Annotated in this window: 20 protein-coding genes and 1 other annotated feature; all 20 genes read right to left on the bottom strand. The window is 42.9% G+C overall.

The window, feature by feature from the left end:
* Positions 1-69: 69 nt before the first annotated feature.
* Positions 70-1,254 carry an elongation factor Tu gene (gene tuf, locus HNR41_RS09140; protein ID WP_184283920.1) on the bottom strand — a complete coding sequence of 395 codons (1,185 nt, stop codon included), beginning with the start codon at positions 1,252-1,254 and terminating at the stop codon, positions 70-72.
* A 126-nt stretch (positions 1,255-1,380) separates the two neighbouring features.
* Entirely contained in the window at positions 1,381-3,462 is a 2,082-nt protein-coding gene (fusA, locus tag HNR41_RS09135; RefSeq protein WP_184283918.1) for an elongation factor G, read from the bottom strand.
* A gap of 59 nt (positions 3,463-3,521) precedes the next feature.
* Positions 3,522-3,992 carry a 30S ribosomal protein S7 gene (gene rpsG, locus HNR41_RS09130; RefSeq protein WP_026860143.1) on the bottom strand — a complete coding sequence of 157 codons (471 nt, stop codon included), beginning with the start codon at positions 3,990-3,992 and terminating at the stop codon, positions 3,522-3,524.
* Positions 3,993-4,061: 69 nt separating this feature from the next.
* Positions 4,062-4,481 (bottom strand): 30S ribosomal protein S12, encoded by a 420-nt coding sequence (gene rpsL / locus HNR41_RS09125; protein ID WP_184283916.1) that lies wholly within the window; start codon positions 4,479-4,481, stop codon positions 4,062-4,064.
* Positions 4,482-4,853: 372 nt separating this feature from the next.
* Positions 4,854-8,474 carry a DNA-directed RNA polymerase subunit beta' gene (gene rpoC / locus HNR41_RS09120; protein ID WP_184283914.1) on the bottom strand — a complete coding sequence of 1,207 codons (3,621 nt, stop codon included), beginning with the start codon at positions 8,472-8,474 and terminating at the stop codon, positions 4,854-4,856.
* A gap of 38 nt (positions 8,475-8,512) precedes the next feature.
* Complete coding sequence (gene rpoB, locus HNR41_RS09115) at positions 8,513-12,055, bottom strand: DNA-directed RNA polymerase subunit beta (protein ID WP_184283912.1); 3,543 nt, start codon at positions 12,053-12,055, stop codon at positions 8,513-8,515.
* Between the two features lie 237 nt (positions 12,056-12,292).
* Entirely contained in the window at positions 12,293-12,880 is a 588-nt protein-coding gene (locus HNR41_RS09110; RefSeq protein WP_184283910.1) for a class I SAM-dependent methyltransferase, read from the bottom strand.
* Between the two features lie 88 nt (positions 12,881-12,968).
* Positions 12,969-13,334: a 50S ribosomal protein L7/L12 gene (rplL, locus tag HNR41_RS09105; RefSeq protein WP_184283908.1), complete on the bottom strand. Its 366-nt coding sequence runs from the start codon at positions 13,332-13,334 to the stop codon at positions 12,969-12,971.
* Between the two features lie 45 nt (positions 13,335-13,379).
* Positions 13,380-13,883 carry a 50S ribosomal protein L10 gene (rplJ, locus tag HNR41_RS09100; protein WP_184283906.1) on the bottom strand — a complete coding sequence of 168 codons (504 nt, stop codon included), beginning with the start codon at positions 13,881-13,883 and terminating at the stop codon, positions 13,380-13,382.
* A 25-nt stretch (positions 13,884-13,908) separates the two neighbouring features.
* Positions 13,909-14,058 (bottom strand) — a sequence feature (ribosomal protein L10 leader region).
* A gap of 46 nt (positions 14,059-14,104) precedes the next feature.
* Complete coding sequence (rplA, locus tag HNR41_RS09095; RefSeq protein ID WP_184283904.1) at positions 14,105-14,803, bottom strand: 50S ribosomal protein L1; 699 nt, start codon at positions 14,801-14,803, stop codon at positions 14,105-14,107.
* A 61-nt stretch (positions 14,804-14,864) separates the two neighbouring features.
* A complete protein-coding gene (rplK, locus tag HNR41_RS09090; protein ID WP_184283902.1) occupies positions 14,865-15,290 on the bottom strand; it encodes a 50S ribosomal protein L11 in 426 nt (141 codons plus the stop codon).
* Positions 15,291-15,439: 149 nt separating this feature from the next.
* Positions 15,440-15,979 (bottom strand): transcription termination/antitermination protein NusG, encoded by a 540-nt coding sequence (gene nusG / locus HNR41_RS09085; protein ID WP_184283900.1) that lies wholly within the window; start codon positions 15,977-15,979, stop codon positions 15,440-15,442.
* Between the two features lie 18 nt (positions 15,980-15,997).
* Positions 15,998-16,174: a preprotein translocase subunit SecE gene (secE, locus tag HNR41_RS09080; protein WP_184283898.1), complete on the bottom strand. Its 177-nt coding sequence runs from the start codon at positions 16,172-16,174 to the stop codon at positions 15,998-16,000.
* Positions 16,175-16,191: 17 nt separating this feature from the next.
* Complete coding sequence (rpmG, locus tag HNR41_RS09075; protein WP_074431621.1) at positions 16,192-16,329, bottom strand: 50S ribosomal protein L33; 138 nt, start codon at positions 16,327-16,329, stop codon at positions 16,192-16,194.
* Positions 16,330-16,339: 10 nt separating this feature from the next.
* Positions 16,340-16,993, bottom strand: coding sequence for an RNA polymerase sigma factor (locus tag HNR41_RS09070; protein WP_184283896.1), 654 nt, complete (start codon positions 16,991-16,993; stop codon positions 16,340-16,342).
* 63 nt (positions 16,994-17,056) lie between these two features.
* Positions 17,057-17,581 (bottom strand): NYN domain-containing protein, encoded by a 525-nt coding sequence (locus tag HNR41_RS09065; protein ID WP_221432914.1) that lies wholly within the window; start codon positions 17,579-17,581, stop codon positions 17,057-17,059.
* Between the two features lie 2 nt (positions 17,582-17,583).
* A complete protein-coding gene (rlmB, locus tag HNR41_RS09060) occupies positions 17,584-18,327 on the bottom strand; it encodes a 23S rRNA (guanosine(2251)-2'-O)-methyltransferase RlmB (protein ID WP_184283894.1) in 744 nt (247 codons plus the stop codon).
* On the bottom strand, positions 18,324-18,725 hold the full coding sequence (locus HNR41_RS09055; protein WP_229714991.1) for a Mini-ribonuclease 3: 402 nt from the start codon (positions 18,723-18,725) through the stop codon (positions 18,324-18,326). The genes rlmB and HNR41_RS09055 overlap by 4 nt, the downstream gene beginning before the upstream one ends.
* Positions 18,718-20,112, bottom strand: coding sequence for a cysteine--tRNA ligase (gene cysS, locus HNR41_RS09050; RefSeq protein ID WP_184283892.1), 1,395 nt, complete (start codon positions 20,110-20,112; stop codon positions 18,718-18,720). Before cysS ends, HNR41_RS09055 begins: the two co-directional genes overlap by 8 nt.
* Positions 20,096-20,752, bottom strand: coding sequence for a serine O-acetyltransferase (gene cysE / locus HNR41_RS09045; protein ID WP_184283890.1), 657 nt, complete (start codon positions 20,750-20,752; stop codon positions 20,096-20,098). Before cysE ends, cysS begins: the two co-directional genes overlap by 17 nt.
* Positions 20,753-20,975: the final 223 nt, after the last annotated feature.

Below are 20,975 nucleotides of genomic sequence, written 5' to 3'. Positions count from 1 at the left end.
ATAAGCACAAAAAAGAGCTGAGATAAAATCTCAGCTCTTTTCTTTATAGTTATAACAATTCAAAAATTATTATTTTTGGATTTCAGTTACAACGCCTGATCCTACAGTACGTCCACCTTCGCGGATTGAGAAACGTGTACCGTCTTCAATAGCGATTGGTGAAATAAGTTCTACTGTCATTTCAACGTTGTCACCAGGCATAACCATTTCAGTTCCTTCAGGTAAGTTACATACGCCAGTTACGTCAGTTGTACGGAAGTAGAACTGTGGGCGGTAGTTAGTGAAGAATGGAGTGTGACGTCCACCTTCTTCTTTTGAAAGAACATAAACTTCAGCTTTGAAGTTTGTGTGTGGTGTGATTGATCCTGGAGCAGCTAAAACCTGTCCACGCTGGATGTCTTCACGTGATACACCACGTAAAAGAGCACCGATGTTGTCACCAGCTTCAGCGTAATCAAGAAGCTTACGGAACATTTCTACACCTGTAACAGTTGTTTTCTTAGACTCAGTGATACCAATGATTTCGATTTCTTCGCCGACTTTAACTTGTCCACGCTCAACACGTCCTGTAGCAACAGTACCACGGCCAGTGATTGAGAAAACGTCCTCAACTGGCATCATGAATGGCTTGTCAGAGTCACGTTCCGGAGTTGGAATGTACTCATCAACAGCGTTCATAAGGTCAAGAATTTTTTGTTCGTACTCTTCAACACCTTCAAGTGCTTTAAGAGCTGAACCAGAGATTACTGGAACGTCGTCGCCAGGGAAGTCATACTCAGAAAGTAATTCACGAACTTCCATTTCAACTAATTCAAGTAGTTCTTCGTCGTCTACCATGTCAACTTTGTTTAAGAATACAACAAGTGCAGGTACACCTACGTTACGTGAAAGAAGGATGTGCTCACGAGTTTGTGGCATTGGGCCATCAGCAGCAGATACTACTAAGATACCGCCATCCATTTGTGCAGCACCAGTGATCATGTTTTTAACATAGTCAGCGTGTCCTGGGCAGTCTACGTGTGCGTAGTGACGTTTTTCAGTTTCGTACTCGATGTGAGACGTGTTAATTGTAATACCACGCTCTTTTTCTTCAGGTGCGTTGTCTACCATGTCGTAGCTTTGTGCTTCTCCGCCACCGTGTTTAGATAATACAGTTGCGATAGCAGCTGTTAAAGTTGTTTTACCGTGGTCAACGTGACCAATAGTACCAATGTTGGCATGTGTTTTCGAACGGTCAAATTTTTCTTTACCCATTGTAAAATACCTCTCCTTATATAGAACATTATTTTTTATATAAAACCCGAGAACGGGACGAGCCCGTCTCGATGTCTTTCTTACAACACTTATAAAGCATTTATTCTAAAAAATCAAGTATATGAATTATTCGCCAGTGTTTTTCTTGATGATTTCTTCAGATACTGATTTAGGAACTTCTTCATAGTGGTCGAATACCATTGAGTAAGTACCGCGACCTTGTGTGTTAGAACGTAATGACGTTGCGTAACCGAACATTTCCGATAGTGGAACGAATGCGTTAACGACTTGAGCGTTACCACGAGCGTTCATACCATCTACACGTCCGCGACGGCTTGTTACGTCACCCATGATGTCTCCTAAATATTCTTCCGGCATAACGATTTCTACTTTCATCATCGGCTCTAAAAGAACAGCTTTACAAACTTTAGCAGCTTCTCTCAGTGCAAGTGATGCAGCAACTTTAAACGCCATCTCAGATGAATCGACATCGTGGTATGAACCATCGTAAAGTTTAGCCTTAACGTCAACTAGTGGATAACCGGCAAGAACACCGTTTTCCATAGAATCTCTAAGTCCAGCTTCTACAGATGGAATATATTCACGTGGAACTACCCCGCCGACAATTGCGTTTTCGAATTCGAAACCGGCACCTTGTTCGTTTGGAGTAAATTCAATGTGAACGTCACCGAACTGACCGCGACCACCGGATTGGCGGGCAAATTTACCTTGAACCTTCGCAGGTACAGTAAATGTTTCACGGTAAGATACCATTGGCGCACCAACGTTACATTCAACTTTGAATTCACGTTTCATACGGTCAACAAGTACGTCCAGGTGAAGCTCACCCATACCGCCGATAATAACTTGTCCAGTTTCTTTATCAGTACGGGCTGTGAACGTCGGGTCTTCTTCTTGCAGTTTAACAAGTGCAGTCGTTAACTTATCCTGGTCGCCTTTAGACTTCGGCTCAACCGATAAGTGAATTACCGGCTCAGGGAATTCCATAGACTCAAGGATTACGTCAAGTTTCTCTTGTGTAAGAGTGTCACCTGTACCAGTGTCTTTAAGACCTACTGCAGCAGCGATATCGCCTGAGTACACAGTTGCGATTTCTTCACGTGAGTTAGCGTGCATCTGTAAGATACGGCCAACACGTTCACGTTTGCCTTTAGTAGTGTTCTGAACGTAAGAACCAGCATCAAGTGTACCAGAGTACACGCGGAAGAAAGTAAGCTTACCAACGAATGGATCCGTCATTACTTTGAACGCTAATGCTGCAAACGGCTCAGAATCATCCGGTTTTGCAATATATTCTTCTTCTTCATTATCCACTTTATGACCAACAATTGGTTTAACGTCTAATGGAGAAGGAAGATATTCTACTACCGCGTTAAGCAGTAATTGAACACCTTTATTTTTGAATGCAGTACCACATAGTGCAGGGTAGAATTCAACATCACAAGTCGCTTTACGAATTGCTGCTTTGAGTTCTTCTAGAGAAAGTTCTTCTCCGCCAAGGTATTTTTCCATAACGTCTTCGTTAACGTCAGCTAAACCTTCGATTAGAGATTCTCTTGCTTCTACAGCTCTGTCCATGTGTTCTTCAGGAATTTCAACTGTCTCAATGTCAGTTCCTAAATCATTACTGTAAAGGTGAGCTTTCATTTCTACAAGATCAATGATTCCTGAGAAATTATCTTCTGCACCAATTGGAATTTGAATCGGGTGAATATTTGCCTGTAAACGGTCTTTTACAGTGCCTACTGCATACTGGAAGTCTGCACCGATTTTGTCCATTTTGTTTACAAATACCAGTCTTGGAACGCCGTATGTCGTCGCTTGACGCCATACTGTTTCTGTTTGTGGCTCAACACCTGATTGTGCATCAAGTACTGTAACCGCACTATCAAGTACACGTAGTGAACGTTCAACTTCAACAGTGAAGTCTACGTGTCCCGGTGTATCGATAATGTTTACACGGTGTCCGTCCCATTCGGCTGTAGTCGCAGCAGATGTGATCGTGATTCCACGTTCCTGCTCCTGCGCCATCCAGTCCATTTGTGAAGCACCTTCGTGTGTTTCACCTAGTTTGTGGATACGTCCTGTGTAATAAAGAATACGTTCAGTCGTCGTAGTTTTACCTGCGTCGATGTGCGCCATGATACCGATATTACGAGTGTTTTCTAAAGTAAATGGTCTTGCCATGAGTATTCTTTGCTCCTTCCAGGTATGGATTAGATTTAAATACTAAAAGGCAATGCATACTACCAGCGGTAGTGTGCAAATGCTCTGTTAGCCTCAGCCATTTTATGGCTTTCTTCGCGTTTCTTAACTGCTCCACCTGTGTTGTTTGCAGCATCAAGAATTTCGTTAGCTAATCTTTCTTCCATTGTCTTTTCCCCACGCAGACGTGCGTAGTTCACAAGCCAACGTAAGCTAAGAGTAGTACGGCGTTCAGGACGAACTTCAACCGGTACTTGGTAGTTTGACCCACCAACACGGCGTGCTTTAACTTCAAGAAGTGGCATAATGTTTTCAATCGCTTCGTCAAAAACCTCCATAGCATCTTTACCAGAACGTTCTTGTACTAGATCAAATGCATTATAAAGAATTTTTTGCGAAGTTCCTCGTTTACCGTCGATCATCATCTTGTTGATGAGTTTAGTCACAAGCTTAGAGTTGTGAATCGGATCCGGTAAAACATCTCTTTTTGGTACTGGACCTTTACGTGGCATAATTATCCTCCTTCCAACTTTTATTTTATCATTTTTTAAATTTGTTTTTACAGCTAAAGTAACTTAATATTACTTGTCGCCTTTAGGCTTTTTAGCACCGTAATGTGAACGGCTCTGTCTGCGGCCTTCAACACCTGAAGTATCAAGTGCACCACGGACTACGTGGTAACGTACCCCCGGTAAGTCTTTAACACGTCCTCCACGGATAAGTACAACACTGTGTTCTTGCAGGTTGTGCCCAATTCCAGGAATATACGCGTTTACTTCAATGTTATTTGATAATCTAACACGTGCATATTTACGTAAAGCAGAGTTTGGTTTCTTAGGAGTCATAGTACCTACACGTGTACAAACACCGCGTTTTTGTGGCGCAGCGTCAGTAGTAACGCGTTTCTTAAGACTGTTAAACCCTCTGTTTAATGCAGGCGAGGCAGATTTTGATGATTTAGTACTGCGTGACTTTCTGATCAACTGATTAATAGTTGGCATAATCGAATGTCCTCCTCTCTTTTTCTTAATCCACACATCCAGGTGGTTCATTTTTAGAGTATAAAAAATCTGTAAGATGTAAATCTTACACTAAATACACTTTGTCTCCTTTATGACCGGGCACGAAGTCCCTCATAAAGTAACCTTAATAATAATACCATTGCGGCAACTTCAGTGTCAAGCATTCCCGATATAAAATTTCATATCGTTAAGACATAAACAGACTAACATAAATATTGCGTGATGGCTATAAAAATCCGCGGACTTTTCCGAAGTTTTTTATAAAAAAGCCGCCCCGTTCCGGAGCGGCTTGTGTATATGCATCTGACCCGTAAATACATATGCTTTTCTCTTATTAATATCTTCCGTGAATTAGTCTTCTAAAAGAACTGCTTCATCTTCAGATACTGCTTTTTCAGCTACATCTATTTCTACGTCTTTATACTTAGGCATTCCCGTACCAGCAGGGATAAGTTTACCGATAATAACGTTCTCTTTAAGACCGAGAAGATCATCGCGCTTACCTTTAATCGCTGCATCTGTAAGGACACGTGTCGTTTCCTGGAAGCTGGCTGCTGACAGGAAGCTTTCCGTTTCAAGTGATGCTTTAGTAATACCAAGCAGCACAGGTTTCGCCGTTGCCGGACGTTTTCTCTGTTTGAAGATTTCTTTGTTTGCGTCAGTGAACGTGTGAATCTCTACTAAAGCACCCGGTAATAATGAAGTGTCTCCGGCATCGATAATGCGAACTTTACGCAGCATTTGACGAACCATAACTTCAACGTGCTTATCACCGATTTCTACCCCCTGCATGCGGTATACTTTCTGTACTTCTTTAAGCAGATATTCCTGTGTAGTATTTAAACCGGCTACCTGAAGCAGCTGTTTAGGTTCGATTGAACCTTCGTTTAATACTTCACCCGGACCGACTTTATCGCCAATTTCAACCAGCAGACGTGCAGCTCCAGGTATCATGTAAGTACGAGTTTCGTGCTCACCTTTAACCTTGACCTCCTGCTGACGGTCTTTAACGACTTCAATATCCGTTACCGTACCGTGAATTTCTGAAATCTGCGCCTGACCTTTAGGGTTACGCGCTTCAAATAATTCCTGGATACGAGGTAAACCTTGTGTAATATCGCTACCTGCTACCCCACCTGTGTGGAATGTACGCATTGTAAGCTGTGTACCAGGCTCACCAATTGACTGGGCTGCAATTGTACCAACTGCTTCCCCAACTTCAACTTTTTCACCTGTTGCAAGGTTCTTACCGTAACAGCGTTCACATACACCATGACGTGTATTACATGTAAATGCTGAGCGGATATAAACTTCTTCGATTCCTGCGTTAATAATTTCTTTAGCAATATCCGGCGTAATCAGTTCGTTACTGCCGAGAATTACTTCGTTTGTTTCCGGATGTCTTACTGTTTCTTTCACGTAACGGCCTTCAAGACGGTCGATCAGCGGCTCGATTAATTCCGAACCTTCTGTAAGTGCAGAAACATTAAGTCCTTTATCCGTACCGCAATCTTCTTCGCGGACGATAACGTCCTGAGCTACGTCTACAAGACGGCGTGTCAGATAACCCGAGTCAGCAGTTTTCAGTGCTGTATCGGCAAGACCTTTACGCGCACCGTGTGTTGAAATGAAGTACTCAAGTACTGTCAGTCCTTCACGGAAACTTGATTTGATCGGAAGCTCGATGATTTCACCGGACGGGTTGGCCATCAGTCCACGCATACCAGCCAGCTGCGTGAAGTTTGACGCGTTACCACGTGCACCTGAGTCACTCATCATAAAGATCGGGTTGAGACGGTGTAATGATGCCATCAGTTTATCCTGAATAATATCTTTAGCTTTCGTCCAAAGTTCAATAACAGCATTATAACGTTCTTCTTCAGTAATTAAACCGCGTGAGAACTGCTTTTGAACTCTTTCAACTTTCTCTTCAGTCTCGTCGATAATAACCTGCTTCTCAGGAAGTACAACGATGTCTGATACTCCTACTGTAATACCGGCTTTAGCGGAGTATTTGAACCCTAAGTCTTTCATAAGGTCAAGCATGACAGATGTTTCTGTAATGTGGAACTTATTGAAGACTTCTGCGATAACCTGTCCGAGGAATTTCTTGTCGAATGGTGCAACAAGAGGCATTTCCCCAACTTTTTCAGCTAAGCCGCCTTCACCAATGTCTTTACCGTCGATGAAGTATTTGTTCGGCGTTTTACGCTCAAGATTTTCGCGTGTCGGTTCGTTAATATATGGGAACGATGGCGGCATAATCTGGTTAAAGATTACTTTACCGACAGTTGTCATTAAGATTTTACCTTTGTTTTCAGCTGAAACTTTCTCTTCAGAAAGCTCCTGCGTATGAAGACCGATACGAGTATGAAGTGATGTGTAACCATTCTGGTAAGCCATCACGACTTCGTCGATACCTTTGAAGATGTGTCCTTCGTTCTTCATATTTTCGCGCTCAAGTGTTAAGTAGTAGTTACCAAGTACCATATCCTGGGACGGCGTAACTACCGGCTTGCCATCTTTAGGGTTAAGAATGTTTTGAGCTGCAAGCATAAGCATGCGGGCCTCAGCCTGTGCTTCTTTAGATAAAGGAACGTGTACTGCCATCTGGTCACCGTCAAAGTCAGCGTTATACGCTGTTGTTACTAATGGGTGAAGACGGATTGCACGACCTTCAACTAATTTCGCTTCGAAAGCCTGGATACCAAGACGGTGAAGTGTCGGTGCACGGTTCAGCAGTACCGGGTGTTCTGAAATAACATCTTCCAGGACATCCCATACTTCGTTTTCCATACGCTCAATCTTACCTTTGGCATTCTTGATGTTTGTTGCTAAATCACGAGCTACAAGTTCTTTCATTACGAAAGGCTTGAACAGTTCCAGCGCCATTTCTTTCGGCAGTCCGCACTGATACATTTTCAGGCTCGGTCCAACAACGATTACCGAACGTCCTGAGTAGTCAACACGTTTACCAAGAAGGTTTTGACGGAAACGCCCCTGCTTACCTTTAAGCATATGAGACAGTGATTTAAGGGGACGGTTCCCCGGCCCTGTTACAGGACGGCCGCGGCGTCCGTTATCGATAAGCGCATCTACAGCTTCCTGCAGCATACGTTTCTCGTTCTGAACGATAATCCCCGGTGCACCTAAATCAAGAAGGCGTTTCAGACGGTTGTTACGGTTAATTACACGACGGTATAAGTCGTTCATATCACTCGTCGCAAAACGTCCGCCGTCAAGCTGTACCATCGGACGGATTTCCGGTGGAATAATTGGAAGTACATCAAGAATCATCCATGACGGATCGTTGCCTGAATGACGGAACGCTTCAACAACTTCAAGTCGTTTAATCGCACGAGTCAGACGCTGACCTGTTGCAGTTTCCAATTCTTTTCTGAGCATATCCAGTTCTGCGTTTAAATCTACAAGCTGAAGTAATTCCTTGATTGCTTCAGCACCCATTTTCGCTGTGAACGTATTGCCGAATTTATCGTAATATTCACGATATTCACGTTCGCTTAACAGCTGTTTAGGCTCGAGACCCGTAGGTCCCGGCTTAATTACAGCGTAAGATGCGAAATAGATGATTTCTTCAAGTGAACGAGGTGACATGTCTAAAAGAAGACCCATGCGTGACGGGATTCCTTTAAAGTACCAGATGTGAGTTACTGGAGCTGCAAGTTCAATGTGCCCCATTCTTTCACGTCTTACTTTAGCGCGTGTAACTTCAACACCGCAGCGGTCACAAACCATGCCTTTATATCTGACACGTTTGTATTTACCACAGCTACATTCCCAGTCTTTTGTCGGTCCGAAAATTTTCTCACAGAATAAACCATCGCGTTCCGGTTTTAATGTTCTGTAGTTAATCGTTTCCGGTTTCTTCACTTCACCGAAAGACCATGAACGGATCTTTTCCGGTGACGCTAAACCAATTTTCATATATTTAAATCTATTAACATCTATCAATGAGCTTTCCTCCCTAAAGTTTTCTCAAGCTCAGCACATTACTCAGTAACATTTTCATTTTTAGCTGAAGCAGTTACGTTGTCCGATTGAGTCGGTTGGCTTTGAATCTCATCATCTTCTGTATCGCGCAATTCAATTTCTTCGTCGTTTTCATCCATGATACTTACGTCGAGACCCAGACTCTGAAGTTCTTTCATCAATACTCTGAATGATTCAGGAACACCAGGTTTCGGCAGGTTTTCACCTTTAACGATTGCTTCGTATGTTTTAACCCGTCCGACAGTATCATCGGATTTAACTGTCAGGATTTCCTGTAATGTGTACGCAGCACCATATGCTTCAAGTGCCCATACTTCCATCTCACCGAAACGCTGTCCACCAAACTGTGCTTTACCGCCCAGTGGCTGCTGTGTAACCAGTGAGTATGGTCCAGTACTTCTTGCGTGAAGTTTATCGTCAACCATGTGTGCAAGTTTCAGCATGTACATTACACCTACAGAAATACGGTTTTCAAACGGTTCGCCTGTGCGCCCGTCGTATAGTACCGTCTTACCGTCGCGTGCAAGTCCTGCTTCTTCCATTGTAGACCACACATCGTCTTCGTTCGCTCCATCAAATACAGGAGATGCCATTCTTAAGCCCATTGCACGTGCTGCCATACCGAGGTGAAGTTCAAGCACCTGACCGATGTTCATACGGGATGGAACTCCAAGCGGGTTAAGCATGATGTCAATTGGCGTGCCATCAGGCATATAAGGCATATCTTCTTCCGGTAAGATCTTCGAAATTACACCCTTGTTACCGTGGCGTCCGCACATCTTGTCACCTTCAGAAATCTTTCTCTTCTGAACGATATAAACACGTACGAGCTGGTTAACACCAGGTGATAATTCGTCGCCGTCTTCACGGTTGAACACTTTAACATCCAACACGATACCGCCTGCACCGTGAGGTACACGCAGTGAAGTATCTCTTACTTCACGTGCTTTTTCACCGAAGATTGCGTGCAGCAGACGTTCTTCTGCAGTTAATTCAGTTACACCTTTAGGCGTTACTTTACCAACAAGAATGTCGCCGTCGATAACTTCAGCACCGATATGAACAATTCCGCGATCGTCGAGTTTCTTAAGCGCACTGTCAGATACGTTTGGAATGTCACGTGTAATTTCTTCAGGTCCGAGTTTAGTGTCTCTTGATTCAGATTCGTATTCTTCAATATGAATTGAAGTGTATACATCCTGTTTTACAAGACGCTCACTCATGATTACAGCATCCTCATAGTTGTAACCGTCCCAAGTCATGAAGCCGACAACAAGGTTGCGTCCAAGTGCCATTTCACCGTTGTCCATTGAAGGACCGTCCGCTAAAATTTCACCTTTTTCAACGATGTCGCCTTCAGCGATAATCGGAATCTGGTTATAACATGTTCCTGCGTTTGAACGCACGAATTTAGACATTCTGTAAACATCTTTTTCTGTTTCTACGTCTTTACCGTTTTTATCTTCGATACGGCGGACGTGAATTTCTTTAGCTTCAACATGTTCAACGCGCCCTCTGTAGCGTGAAACTACAGCAGCACCTGAGTCGCGGGCAGACACGTGTTCCATACCTGTACCGATGAATGGTGATTCAGGGTTTAATAATGGAACTGCCTGACGCTGCATGTTCGCACCCATAAGTGCACGGTTGGAGTCATCGTTCTCAAGGAATGGAATACAAGCTGTCGCAGCAGATACTACCTGCTTAGGCGATACATCCATGTAGTCCATACGGTCGCGCTGCATCTGCGTGTTGTTTCCGCGGAAACGACAGATAACTTCCTCATCGAGGAACGTCCCGTCTTCACCAAGAACAGCGTTAGCCTGTGCAACAACATAGCTGTCTTCTTCGTCAGCTGTTAAGTAATCGATTTGATTCGTTACCTTGTTTGTTTCAGGGTCCACTCTTCTGTAAGGTGTTTCGATAAATCCAAAGTCGTTCACACGTGCATAACTTGAAAGTGTGTTAATCAGCCCGATGTTTGGTCCCTCAGGCGTCTCGATTGGACACATACGTCCGTAGTGAGAGTAGTGAACGTCACGAACTTCCATTCCGGCACGTTCACGGGTTAAACCGCCGGGCCCTAATGCAGAAAGACGGCGTTTGTGCGTCAATTCGGCAAGCGGGTTCGTCTGGTCCATGAACTGTGATAATTGCGAGCTTCCGAAGAACTCTTTAATAGATGCAATTACCGGACGAATGTTAATCAGCTGCTGAGGCGTTACAGTCTCAGTGTCCTGAATAGACATTCTTTCGCGTACAACACGCTCCATACGTGAAACACCGATACGGAACTGGTTTTGAAGCAGTTCACCAACTGAACGCAGACGGCGGTTTCCAAGGTGATCAATATCATCAGTGAATCCGACACCTTCCAATAAGTTAAAGAAGTAACTGATTGAAGAAATAATGTCTGACGGCGTGATGGATTTAACTTCCACATCAGGGAAAGCGTTGCCGATTACTGTAGTTGAATGCTCTTCGTTGTTGCGTGATCTTACTTTTACCGACTGAACTTCAACAGGCTCATCTAAAAGACCCTGCTCAAGGTGGTAAGTTTTCAGGTTCGCAGTTGTTTCAAGCTGTTCCATAATCGAGTCCAGTGTACGGCGGTCGATAGTTGAACCTGATTCAGCAATAATTTCACCTGTCTCTGAGTCGACAACCGGTTCTGTAAGCACTTGGTTGAAGAGACGGTTTTGCAGATGAAGTTTCTTATTCATCTTGTAACGTCCGACATTTGCTAAGTCGTAACGTTTCGGATCAAAGAATCTCGAATATAATAAATTACGTGCGTTTTCTACTGTTGGCGGTTCGCCTGGACGCAATCTTTCGTAAATTTCTAACAGGGCCTGGTCGACTGTTTCCGTCGCATCTTTCTCAAGCGTATTACGAAGATATTCGTTATCGCCAAGAAGGTTGATAATTTCTTCGTCAGTTGCAAAACCTAACGCACGTAATAATACCGTAATCGGTAATTTACGCGTGCGGTCGATTCTTACATAAACGACATCTTTTGCGTCGATTTCATATTCTAACCATGCGCCACGGTTAGGGATGACTGTTGCTCCGAAGTTCAATTTACCATTCTTGTCGAACTTCTCAGAGAAATATACAGATGGGCTTCTTACTAATTGCGAAACGATTACACGTTCAGCGCCATTAATAATGAATGTCCCTGTATCCGTCATCAATGGGAAGTCTCCCATAAATACATCCTGCTCTTTAACTTCGCCGGTTTCTTTGATGACTAAACGAACTTTCACTCTCAGCGGTGCTGAGTAAGTTGAATCGTGATCTTTCGCTTCTTCCTCGTTATACTTCGGTTCGCCGAGTTTGTAATCGACAAACTCTAAAGACATATTTCCTGTAAAATCCTCTACCGGAGAAATATCTTTAAACATTTCGATTAGACCGGTTTCTAAAAACCACTCGTACGATTTCGTCTGAATCTCAATTAAGTTAGGTAATTCTAACTTCTCTTCGATACGCGCATAACTTCTACGTTGTGCATGTCTTCCATACTGAATCAATTGACTCATCGACAGATTCACCCCTAATAATATTTGCGTAAACTATAATGGGACATTTAAGCGGACAGCAGTTCAAAAGACAAAAAGAAAACGGAATCGTAATCAACTCCATTTCCTATTAAACTGGACACTTATTTAAAATGCTCCATTCAACAGCTGCACAGAAAAGTACATACTTATTGATATTAATTTAACATTCTATAAGAATAACATATACAATTTGTCAAGTCAAATATATAATTTCTTTTATTTCGTGCTTTTTAAGATGTAATAACCTTTATCTTTTGATGCAATTTCAACATTGCCAAACAGCGAATTTAAATGTTTTTTATAAGAAGGCATGCCCTGCTTTTTCTGTACAACCATATACAACACTCCGTTTTCAGAAAGACGGTTATACCCGTCATCTAAAATGCCGAGCACTGTATCTTTGCCCGCTCTGAACGGCGGATTAGTAACATACAGCAGTACATTAAATATCATATCGCCGTAACTTTCACGGTCGAGCACGTCGGCTTTCAGATTTTCCCGCCGTGTATTTTCAATGGATAACTGTATCGCATCTTCATTAACTTCGACCATTACCGGTTCCATGCCGAGCTCTCTTCCGAGCACAGTTCCGATTGGACCGTATCCTGCGCCCATATCTATCAGCTGTCCCGAGCCTTTAAAATTCTCAAATACAGTTTTGATCAGCACTTCTGTGCCGTAATCAATCTGGTTTTTCGAAAATACGCCGCGGTCTGTTTTAAAGCGGTAGACATGATCGTTGAAACTGAACTTAATTTCGCTGAATTCATGCGGTGTATTGTCCGTAGTAAAATAGTGAGACATTAAATCTCCCCCAATCAGTAAAAGTAACTAAAAAAGTCCCCGATAAACTTATGTTTACGGGAACTTTTTGTGTCAAAATTTATATAGACTACTTAACTTCTACGCCAGCGCCAACTTCTTCAAGTTGAGCTTTAAGAGCTTCAGCATCGTCTTTAGAAAGACCTTCTTTGACAACTTTAGGAGCGCCGTCAACTAGCTCTTTAGCATCTTTAAGACCAAGACCAGTAGCTTCACGAACTACTTTGATTACTTTAATCTTAGATGAACCTGCAGATGTAAGTTCTACATCAAATTCAGTTTGTTCTTCAGCAGCAGCAGCTTCCCCGCCACCTGCAGCAGCTACTGGAGCAGCAGCAGTTACGCCGAATTCTTCTTCAATTGCTTTTACTAAGTCGTTTAATTCTAAAACTGACATTTCTTTAATCATTTCAATGATTTGTTCATTGTTAGCCATGATAATATTCCTCCATTTTTTTGTTGGTTTTAAGCGTGCTTAATATTAAGCTTCGCCGTTTTCTTCTTCTTTTTCACCGATAGCTTTAACTGCATATGCGAAGTTGCGTACTGGTGCTTGTAATACTGATAACAGCATAGAAAGTAAGCCGTCTCTTGATGGTAGAGATGCAATTGATTTAACATCTTCCGCCGGTACGAAACTACCTTCGATGACACCCGCTTTAATTTCTAAAGCTTCGTGTTTTTTAGCGAATTCGTGGATGATTTTAGCAGGAGCGATAACATCTTCGTTAGAAAATGCGATTGCACTTGGACCTACCAGGAATTCATTAAGCTCAGATAAGCCTTGTGAATCCGCAGCACGGCGAACCATCGTGTTTTTATAAACTTTGAATTCAATTCCAGCATCACGTAATTGCTTACGTAATTCAGTTACTTCAGAAACAGTTAGTCCACGGTAGTCCACTAATACAGTAGATACTGAGTTTTTAAGCTGTTCTGCAATAACCTCAACGTGCTGTTGTTTTTGTTCCATCACGTTTGACATGTAGTTACACCTCCATTAATTTTTGGTGCAAATAAAAAAAGCACCTTTTACCCGCGGCAAAAAGTGCTTGAATTTATATAAATATCATTCAAGTCATTTTTATTTGCCTCGGCAGGATTATTATTAAGCTGATGAAATCAGCTCCTGCTGTCTTAGGTAATCTTTTAAAATTTACAAGTGTAAATATAACCGATATATCTACACTTGTCAATATTTATTTATTAAACAGTTCTTACAACGCTTGGGTCAAGAGTGATTCCAGGCCCCATAGTGCTGGATACTGTTACTGATTTGAAGTAAACACCTTTAGATGATGCAGGTTTAGCTTTTTCAAGAGCATCGTGAATTGCTTTAAAGTTTTCTACAAGCTGTTCTTCGCTAAATGAAACTTTACCGATTCCAACGTGTACAATACCAGCTTTTTCAGCACGGTATTCAACTTTACCAGCTTTGATTTCCTGAACTGCTTTCGTTACATCCATAGTTACTGTACCAGTTTTAGGGTTTGGCATTAGTCCTTTAGGTCCAAGTACGCGGCCTAATTTACCAACTTCGCCCATCATGTCCGGTGTTGCAACGATTACATCGAAATCAAACCATCCACCATTAATCTTTTGTGCCAGTTCTGCTTCGCCTACGAAGTCTGCGCCTGCAGCTTCTGCTTCTTTAGCTTTTTCGCCTTTAGCGAATACTAATACACGTTGTGACTTACCAGTACCGTGCGGCAGTACTAGTGCTCCACGGATCTGCTGATCATTTTTACGCGTATCAATACCTAGACGGAAAGCTACTTCAACTGAAGCGTCAAAGTTCGCAACATGCGTTTCTTTAGCAAGTTTAATTGCTTCTTCAATTGAGAATGTAGAGTTTTGATCAAACTTCTCTAGAGCAGCTTGATACTTTTTACCTCTCTTAGCCATTTAAATTCCTCCTTGTGGTTATAGCGGGGTTAATCCTCCCACGACCGTATTAATACTTAATTTATTTTTCGACAGAGAAGCCCATGCTTCTAGCTGTACCTTCAACCATTTTAACTGCTGCGTCTACTGATGCTGCGTTTAAATCTTCCATTTTTGTTTCAGCGATTTCACGAACCTGAGCCGCTGTAACAGTTGCCACCTTGTTTTTGTTAGGTTCGCCTGAACCCTTCTCAACGCTTGCTGCTTTCTTAAGAAGAACAGCTGCTGGTGGAGTCTTTGTAATAAATGTGAATGAGCGGTCCTCAAATACTGAGATTTCTACAGGAATAATAAGACCTGCCTGCTCTTGTGTACGTGCGTTGAATTCTTTACAGAATCCCATGATGTTTACGCCTGCCTGACCTAGTGCTGGACCTACCGGTGGTGCCGGGTTCGCCTTGCCTGCAGGAATTTGCAATTTCACAACATTAATAACTTTTTTAGCCACGATGTTGCACCTCCTCATAATCGTGATGTGGTCACAGGATGTTTAGATTTCATCCTCCCACTCTTCATCTGTATACATAAATAAAGATGGCCGCAAATTTGCGACCATGAAAGTATAGCACATAATAGTTACATATTTCAATAAAGAAATTAAAGTTTTTCGATTTGGTCGAATTCAACTTCAACCGGTGTTTCACGGCCGAACATCTCAACGAGTACAGTAAGCTTGTAGCGTTCCTCATCGATAGACTCAATTACACCGCTCTGGTTATTGAATGGCCCTGCAATAATATTGATCGATTCGCCGACAGCGACTTCAACATCAACAATTTTCTCGGACATTCCCATCTGGCGAAGGATAAATTTAACTTCCTCCGGCAGCAGCGGATTTGGCTTGCTGCCCGCACCCTGCGAGCCGACAAATCCTGTAACGCCCGGCGTATTGCGGACTACGTACCATGATTCGTCTGTCATTACTAATTCAACGAGAACATATCCCGGGAATGTTTTCTTCATTGCCGTTTTCTTTTTCCCGTCTTTAATTGTTGTTTCTTCTTCTTCGGGAATGACTACGCGGAAAATTAAATCCTGCATATTCATCGATTCAAGGCGCGCCTCTAGGTTTGCCTTTACTTTGTTTTCATAGCCTGAATAGGTATGTACTGCATACCAATGCTTGTCTAGAGACATTTTACCGCTCCTTTTAAATTACATAAAATCAATTAGTGCTGTGATGCCGATATCCAGCACGTAGAAGAATGCCAGAAAAAATACTACTGTAAGTACTACTGTCGTCGTATAACGGACTACTTCCTGCCCTGTTGGCCAGCTGACTTTTTTCATCTCGCTAACAACATTTTGGAAGAAGTTATTATTATTATTCATCAACCGTTCCTCCTGAACTATATAGAACTTTTATGCGTTGTATGCTTATTGCATTTTGGACAATGTTTTTTCATTACGAGTCTTTCATTGTGAACCGGCTTGTTTAATGAATAATTACGCGAGCCGCAGTCACTGCATATAAGAGCAATTTTCATCTTAAAATCCTCATTTCAATTCTAGTATACTATATCGGCTCAGTGCGTTATTGTCAACAACAGCGTGTAAATCTTCAACTGCTCTGAACTTGATTTTTATCCTGTAAAGGGTATTGATTACCGATCTCGGGTCCCTGCGGCAAAGACTGGCAATATCGTTTAAAGAACAGCCGTCCATCAGTAACTTCAGCACCTGTTTTTCGTAATTCGATAAATCCCCGGATGCCCCGGTATACTCAGCCTGCGTTTCTTTTAATATAATCTGCGACAGTGCATGTTTGTTTTCAAACATTATCATATCATCGGAATCCATTTCAATCTGATGCCGGGCGCTGCAGCAGTTCATATAATCGTACATTTTCAGCCGGATGGTCCGGAGCACATAATGTCTGTAATGACCTTTCGCATAATCGTACTTCAGACAGAGAATCAGTGCCGTATACATCATTTCCTGAATTAAATCTTCACGGTCATGCTCACTCATATCGTACTTGAACGACATCCGCCGGATGAACGGACGCAGCCGGACATCAATTTCATCGAATGCATTAAAATCGCCGTCTTTTACTCTGAGTGCATTGCTGTTATAAATCACATCTGTGCCGTCGTACTCTGACGATCCGGTTTCCCTGATATAAAAATAAAAAGTTTTTATTCTGTACATCAGCTGCGCCCCCTCTTTTATATTACTCCTACTATATGAGGTTCGTGAGGGGCGTTCAAGGTGTCACTCTTCGCCGCGCCGCAGTTTTTCCATTTTTGCGAGTACTTCTTCACTGATATCCAGTTTTGTCCTCGGCAGTTTTTCGTTTATCGTCTCAATATGTGCACTGATATTTTTATCAGCCTCCGCCAGATTCATCCACATCTCTCTCGAGGGTACCCGGTAGGCGCCGTATGCAAATATCGCATTCTGCTCTGTCAGGTCACTCGTAACAACACTGATATCGCATAAGTGAGGATGATAATTATCGTAAACGAATCGTTCTATATATTCATCGGCTGTTTCTTTTTCTTTCGTATAAATTACCGTAATGCCGTAATAATCGATAACCGCTTCCTGGTTTTTTACTTCATATGCATCAAACACACAGATGATTTCATAATTCTGCAGCGCCTGGTATTCACTCAGCGCTTTCAGCACTTCTTCTCTCGCAAGCTGAAGTGAAATTTTTGATTCTGCAAAAAGCTTGGAATTGGCACCAATCAGATTATAGCCGTCGACTACCAGTAACCGCCGTTTTTTACGCATGATTAATCACGTCCGGACGGGTTCTGCTGACGGAACACTTCATACATCAAAAGTGCAGCTGAAACCGAAGCATTCAGGCTCGTAATTTCACCAACCATCGGTATTTTAACGGTAAAGTCGCATTTCTCCAATGTTTTTCTGCTGATTCCCTCACCTTCACTGCCGACAACGAGTGCTGTACTGCCGGACTTCGCGTTCATTTCGCGATAATCCATCGTTCCTGTACCATCACTGCCGATTACCCAGAAGTTATGTTCTTTCAGCTTATCGATTGTCTGGTTAATGTTCGTCACTCTGACAACCGGCACGTACTCAATCGCACCTGTCGATGTTTTCGCAACAGTATCCGTTAAGAGTACCGAGCGGCGTTTTGGAATGATTACCGCATCGAAGCCGACAGCATCAGCTGTTCTTAAAATAGAGCCCAGGTTATGCGGATCTTCCAGCCCGTCCAGAATAATAATGTTGGCATCTTTGCCTGCAATATTTTCAAGCAGTTCTTCGAACGGCATATACTCATGCGCACTGACAAGTGCAACGATACCCTGGTGGCGTTCGTCTGTCAGTCCGTCTATTTTATTTTTCGGCACCGTTGATACAACAACGCGTTTTTCTTTCGCCAGATCAAGAATTTCTTTCAACTGACTTTTGTTTACAGTGTCCTGTATATAAATCTTATTAATATCACTGTTTGAACGCAGCAGCTCTCTCACTGCGTGGCGTCCTGCTATTGCTGAACTGCTCATCGCACTTCACTCCCGTTCTTAATTATATGAGCCATCAGCTCTGTAATACGCGCTTCGTTATCCGTCAGCGCAAGGTACCCGACAAGCGCTTCAAGTCCGGATGCGTTCCGGTACTCTTTAATCGAAGCATTCTTCGCACGTGTTGCGCTCGATTTATTACGCGCTTTTTTCGCAATATCCCATTCTTCTTCCGTCAGCAGTTCCGACTGTCTTAAAAAATGCAGTGCTTCTGCCTGGGCCCTTGCACTGACAAGTTTATTAGCCTCTCTGTGCAGAGCGTCCGGTTTTAAGTAGGGTTTATTTCTTATTAAATATTCTCGGACGTGTACGGCATAAACTGCATCGCCTAAAAATGCCAGCGACAGAGACGGCACTGTGTCCAGTTTAAAATTATCCACGTCTGAACCTCACACCGTCTTTCGTATCTTCAAGTACAATACCTTCCGCTTTTAAGTTATCGCGGATTTCATCTGCGCGTGCGAAATCTTTATTCTTACGTGCTGTTTCACGCTCTTCAATCAGCGCTTCAACTTCTTCATCAAGAAGCAGTTCTTTTCTCTCCAGACTCACACCGAGAATTTCCGAGTACGTCTTAAATGCTGCCGTAAATTTCTCAAGCACTTCTTTTGCTGTTGACGGCTGACGAAGATACTTATTCAGTTCGCCGGTCAGTTCGTGCCATGCTGCAACCGCATTGGCTGTATTGAAATCATCATCCATATGTGTTTCCAGCAGTTTAATGTTGTCATCAATTCCAGCGAGAATTTTATCGTCTGTTTCTGTACCGACTGCTTTGTCAAGACGTTCCACTGCCTGGTGATAGCTGTCCTGGATACGCATCAGACCGTTGCGCGCTGCATCCACAAGCTCGCGGTTATAGTTAATCGGGTTGCGGTAATGCACACTTACCATAAAATAGCGGAGTACATTCGGTTCGATTTCCTTAATAATATCGTGCACCAGGATGAAGTTGCCGAGTGACTTCGACATCTTAGTGTTGTCGATATTAATGTAGCCGTTGTGCATCCAGTAGTTGGCAAATGTTTCGTCTGTCATACATTCGCTTTGGGCAATTTCGTTTTCATGATGCGGGAATGTTAAGTCCTGTCCGCCTGCATGAATGTCAATCGTGTTCCCCAGATGTTCACGCGCCATCACGCTGCACTCGATGTGCCAGCCCGGCCGGCCTTCGCCCCATGGTGAATCCCAGCTGATTTCTCCATCTTTCGCCTGTTTCCACAGCGCGAAATCCAGCGGATCCTGTTTTTTCTCGCCCGCATCGATGCGCGCGCCTACTTTTAAGTCATCCACCGACTGCTGAGACAGTTTGCCGTAGCCGTCAAATGAACGTGTTTTAAAGTATACATCTCCCGCCGACTCGTACGCATGATCTTTTTCAATCAGCACTTTAATAAACTCTACGATGTCCGGCATGTGGTCCATCACTCTCGGATGAACATCTGCTTTTTTAACGTTGAGTGCGCCCGTATCTTCAAAGAACGCTTCGATAAAACGCTCTGCAATTTCAGGAACGGTTTCACCAAGTTCTTTAGAAGCTTTAATTAATTTATCGTCGACATCTGTAAAGTTCGATACGTATTTCACTTCATATCCTTTATATTCCAAATAACGGCGTACCGTATCGAAAGCAATCGCAGGACGCGCGTTCCCGATATGAATATAGTTATAAACTGTCGGACCGCAGACGTACATGCTTACTTTTCCTTCTTCAAGCGGCTTAAACTCTTCTTTTTTTCTGGTAATTGTATTATATATGCGAACCATCTTTTACCTCATTCCCAACTTCTCTTCTGAAGTTATTAATATCTTTTTCAAGTTCCAGCAATTTCTCAAATAACGGATCCGGAATATCCCGGTGGTCAAAGTTATTATGTTTTCTGATACGCTGACCGTGCTGCTTCACAATATGCCCCGGAATTCCAACAACTGTCGAGTGAGGCGGCACATTTTTCAGTACGACGGAGTTTGCACCGACATTCGATGATTCTCCGATGCGAATGTTCCCGAGCACTTTGGCACCTGCTGCAATCAGTACATTGTCGTCGATATCAGGATGGCGCTTATGGTCTTCTTTACCCGTTCCGCCAAGTGTTACCCCCTGGTATATCGTCACATCATTGCCGATGTTGCACGTTTCGCCGATAACGACACCCATTCCGTGGTCGATAAATAACCTTCTGCCGACTTTTGCTCCCGGATGAATTTCCACACCGGTCACAAAACGGCTCAGCTGCGAAATCACGCGTGCAATCACTTTTAAATTCTTTTTATAAAACCAGTGTGCAATCAGATGCGCCCATACTGCATGGACACCTGAGTACGTAAAAAACGCTTCGAAACGATTCTTTGCAGCCGGATCGAGTGCCAGTACCATGTCCAAATCCTCTTTCACTCTCTGAAACATCTTCGCCCTCCTAAAATCATAAAAATACGCCTCTGCCCGGTAGTCGGACAGAGGCGCTCACGCACGGTTCCACTCTGCTTTTTCACTTTTAATATAGAGTTTATTCAATATTAAAAGCGCAATTCTACAAACGCTTTGTTATCCTTTTCAGCAGGTGGATAATCTCTTTGTGTCCAGCGGTTTATATACTTAACTTTTAACACTTATATCATACGGCACAAAG

Origin of the sequence: Jeotgalicoccus coquinae (assembly GCF_014207425.1) — a bacterium.
Taxonomy (GTDB): Bacteria; Bacillota; Bacilli; order Staphylococcales; family Salinicoccaceae; genus Jeotgalicoccus; species Jeotgalicoccus coquinae.
Note: the sequence above shows the minus strand (reverse complement) of the source record. Positions and strands in the feature narration are given on the sequence as shown.

Bases quoted from the DNA above. Each gene is read 5' to 3' on its own strand.
- tuf (WP_184283920.1), bottom strand. From the start codon at position 1,254: ATGGGTAAAGAAAAATTTGACCGTTCGAAAACACATGCCAACATTGGT.
- fusA (WP_184283918.1), bottom strand. From the start codon at position 3,462: ATGGCAAGACCATTTACTTTAGAAAACACTCGTAATATCGGTATCATG.
- rpsG (WP_026860143.1), bottom strand. From the start codon at position 3,992: ATGCCACGTAAAGGTCCAGTACCAAAAAGAGATGTTTTACCGGATCCG.
- rpsL (WP_184283916.1), bottom strand. From the start codon at position 4,481: ATGCCAACTATTAATCAGTTGATCAGAAAGTCACGCAGTACTAAATCA.
- rpoB (WP_184283912.1), bottom strand. From the start codon at position 12,055: ATGAGTCAATTGATTCAGTATGGAAGACATGCACAACGTAGAAGTTAT.
- HNR41_RS09110 (WP_184283910.1), bottom strand. From the start codon at position 12,880: ATGTCTCACTATTTTACTACGGACAATACACCGCATGAATTCAGCGAA.
- rplL (WP_184283908.1), bottom strand. From the start codon at position 13,334: ATGGCTAACAATGAACAAATCATTGAAATGATTAAAGAAATGTCAGTT.
- rplJ (WP_184283906.1), bottom strand. From the start codon at position 13,883: ATGTCAAACGTGATGGAACAAAAACAACAGCACGTTGAGGTTATTGCA.
- rplA (WP_184283904.1), bottom strand. From the start codon at position 14,803: ATGGCTAAGAGAGGTAAAAAGTATCAAGCTGCTCTAGAGAAGTTTGAT.
- nusG (WP_184283900.1), bottom strand. From the start codon at position 15,979: ATGTCTCTAGACAAGCATTGGTATGCAGTACATACCTATTCAGGCTAT.
- secE (WP_184283898.1), bottom strand. From the start codon at position 16,174: ATGAATAATAATAATAACTTCTTCCAAAATGTTGTTAGCGAGATGAAA.
- rpmG (WP_074431621.1), bottom strand. From the start codon at position 16,329: ATGAAAATTGCTCTTATATGCAGTGACTGCGGCTCGCGTAATTATTCA.
- HNR41_RS09070 (WP_184283896.1), bottom strand. From the start codon at position 16,993: ATGTACAGAATAAAAACTTTTTATTTTTATATCAGGGAAACCGGATCG.
- HNR41_RS09065 (WP_221432914.1), bottom strand. From the start codon at position 17,581: ATGCGTAAAAAACGGCGGTTACTGGTAGTCGACGGCTATAATCTGATT.
- rlmB (WP_184283894.1), bottom strand. From the start codon at position 18,327: ATGAGCAGTTCAGCAATAGCAGGACGCCACGCAGTGAGAGAGCTGCTG.
- cysS (WP_184283892.1), bottom strand. From the start codon at position 20,112: ATGGTTCGCATATATAATACAATTACCAGAAAAAAAGAAGAGTTTAAG.
- cysE (WP_184283890.1), bottom strand. From the start codon at position 20,752: ATGTTTCAGAGAGTGAAAGAGGATTTGGACATGGTACTGGCACTCGAT.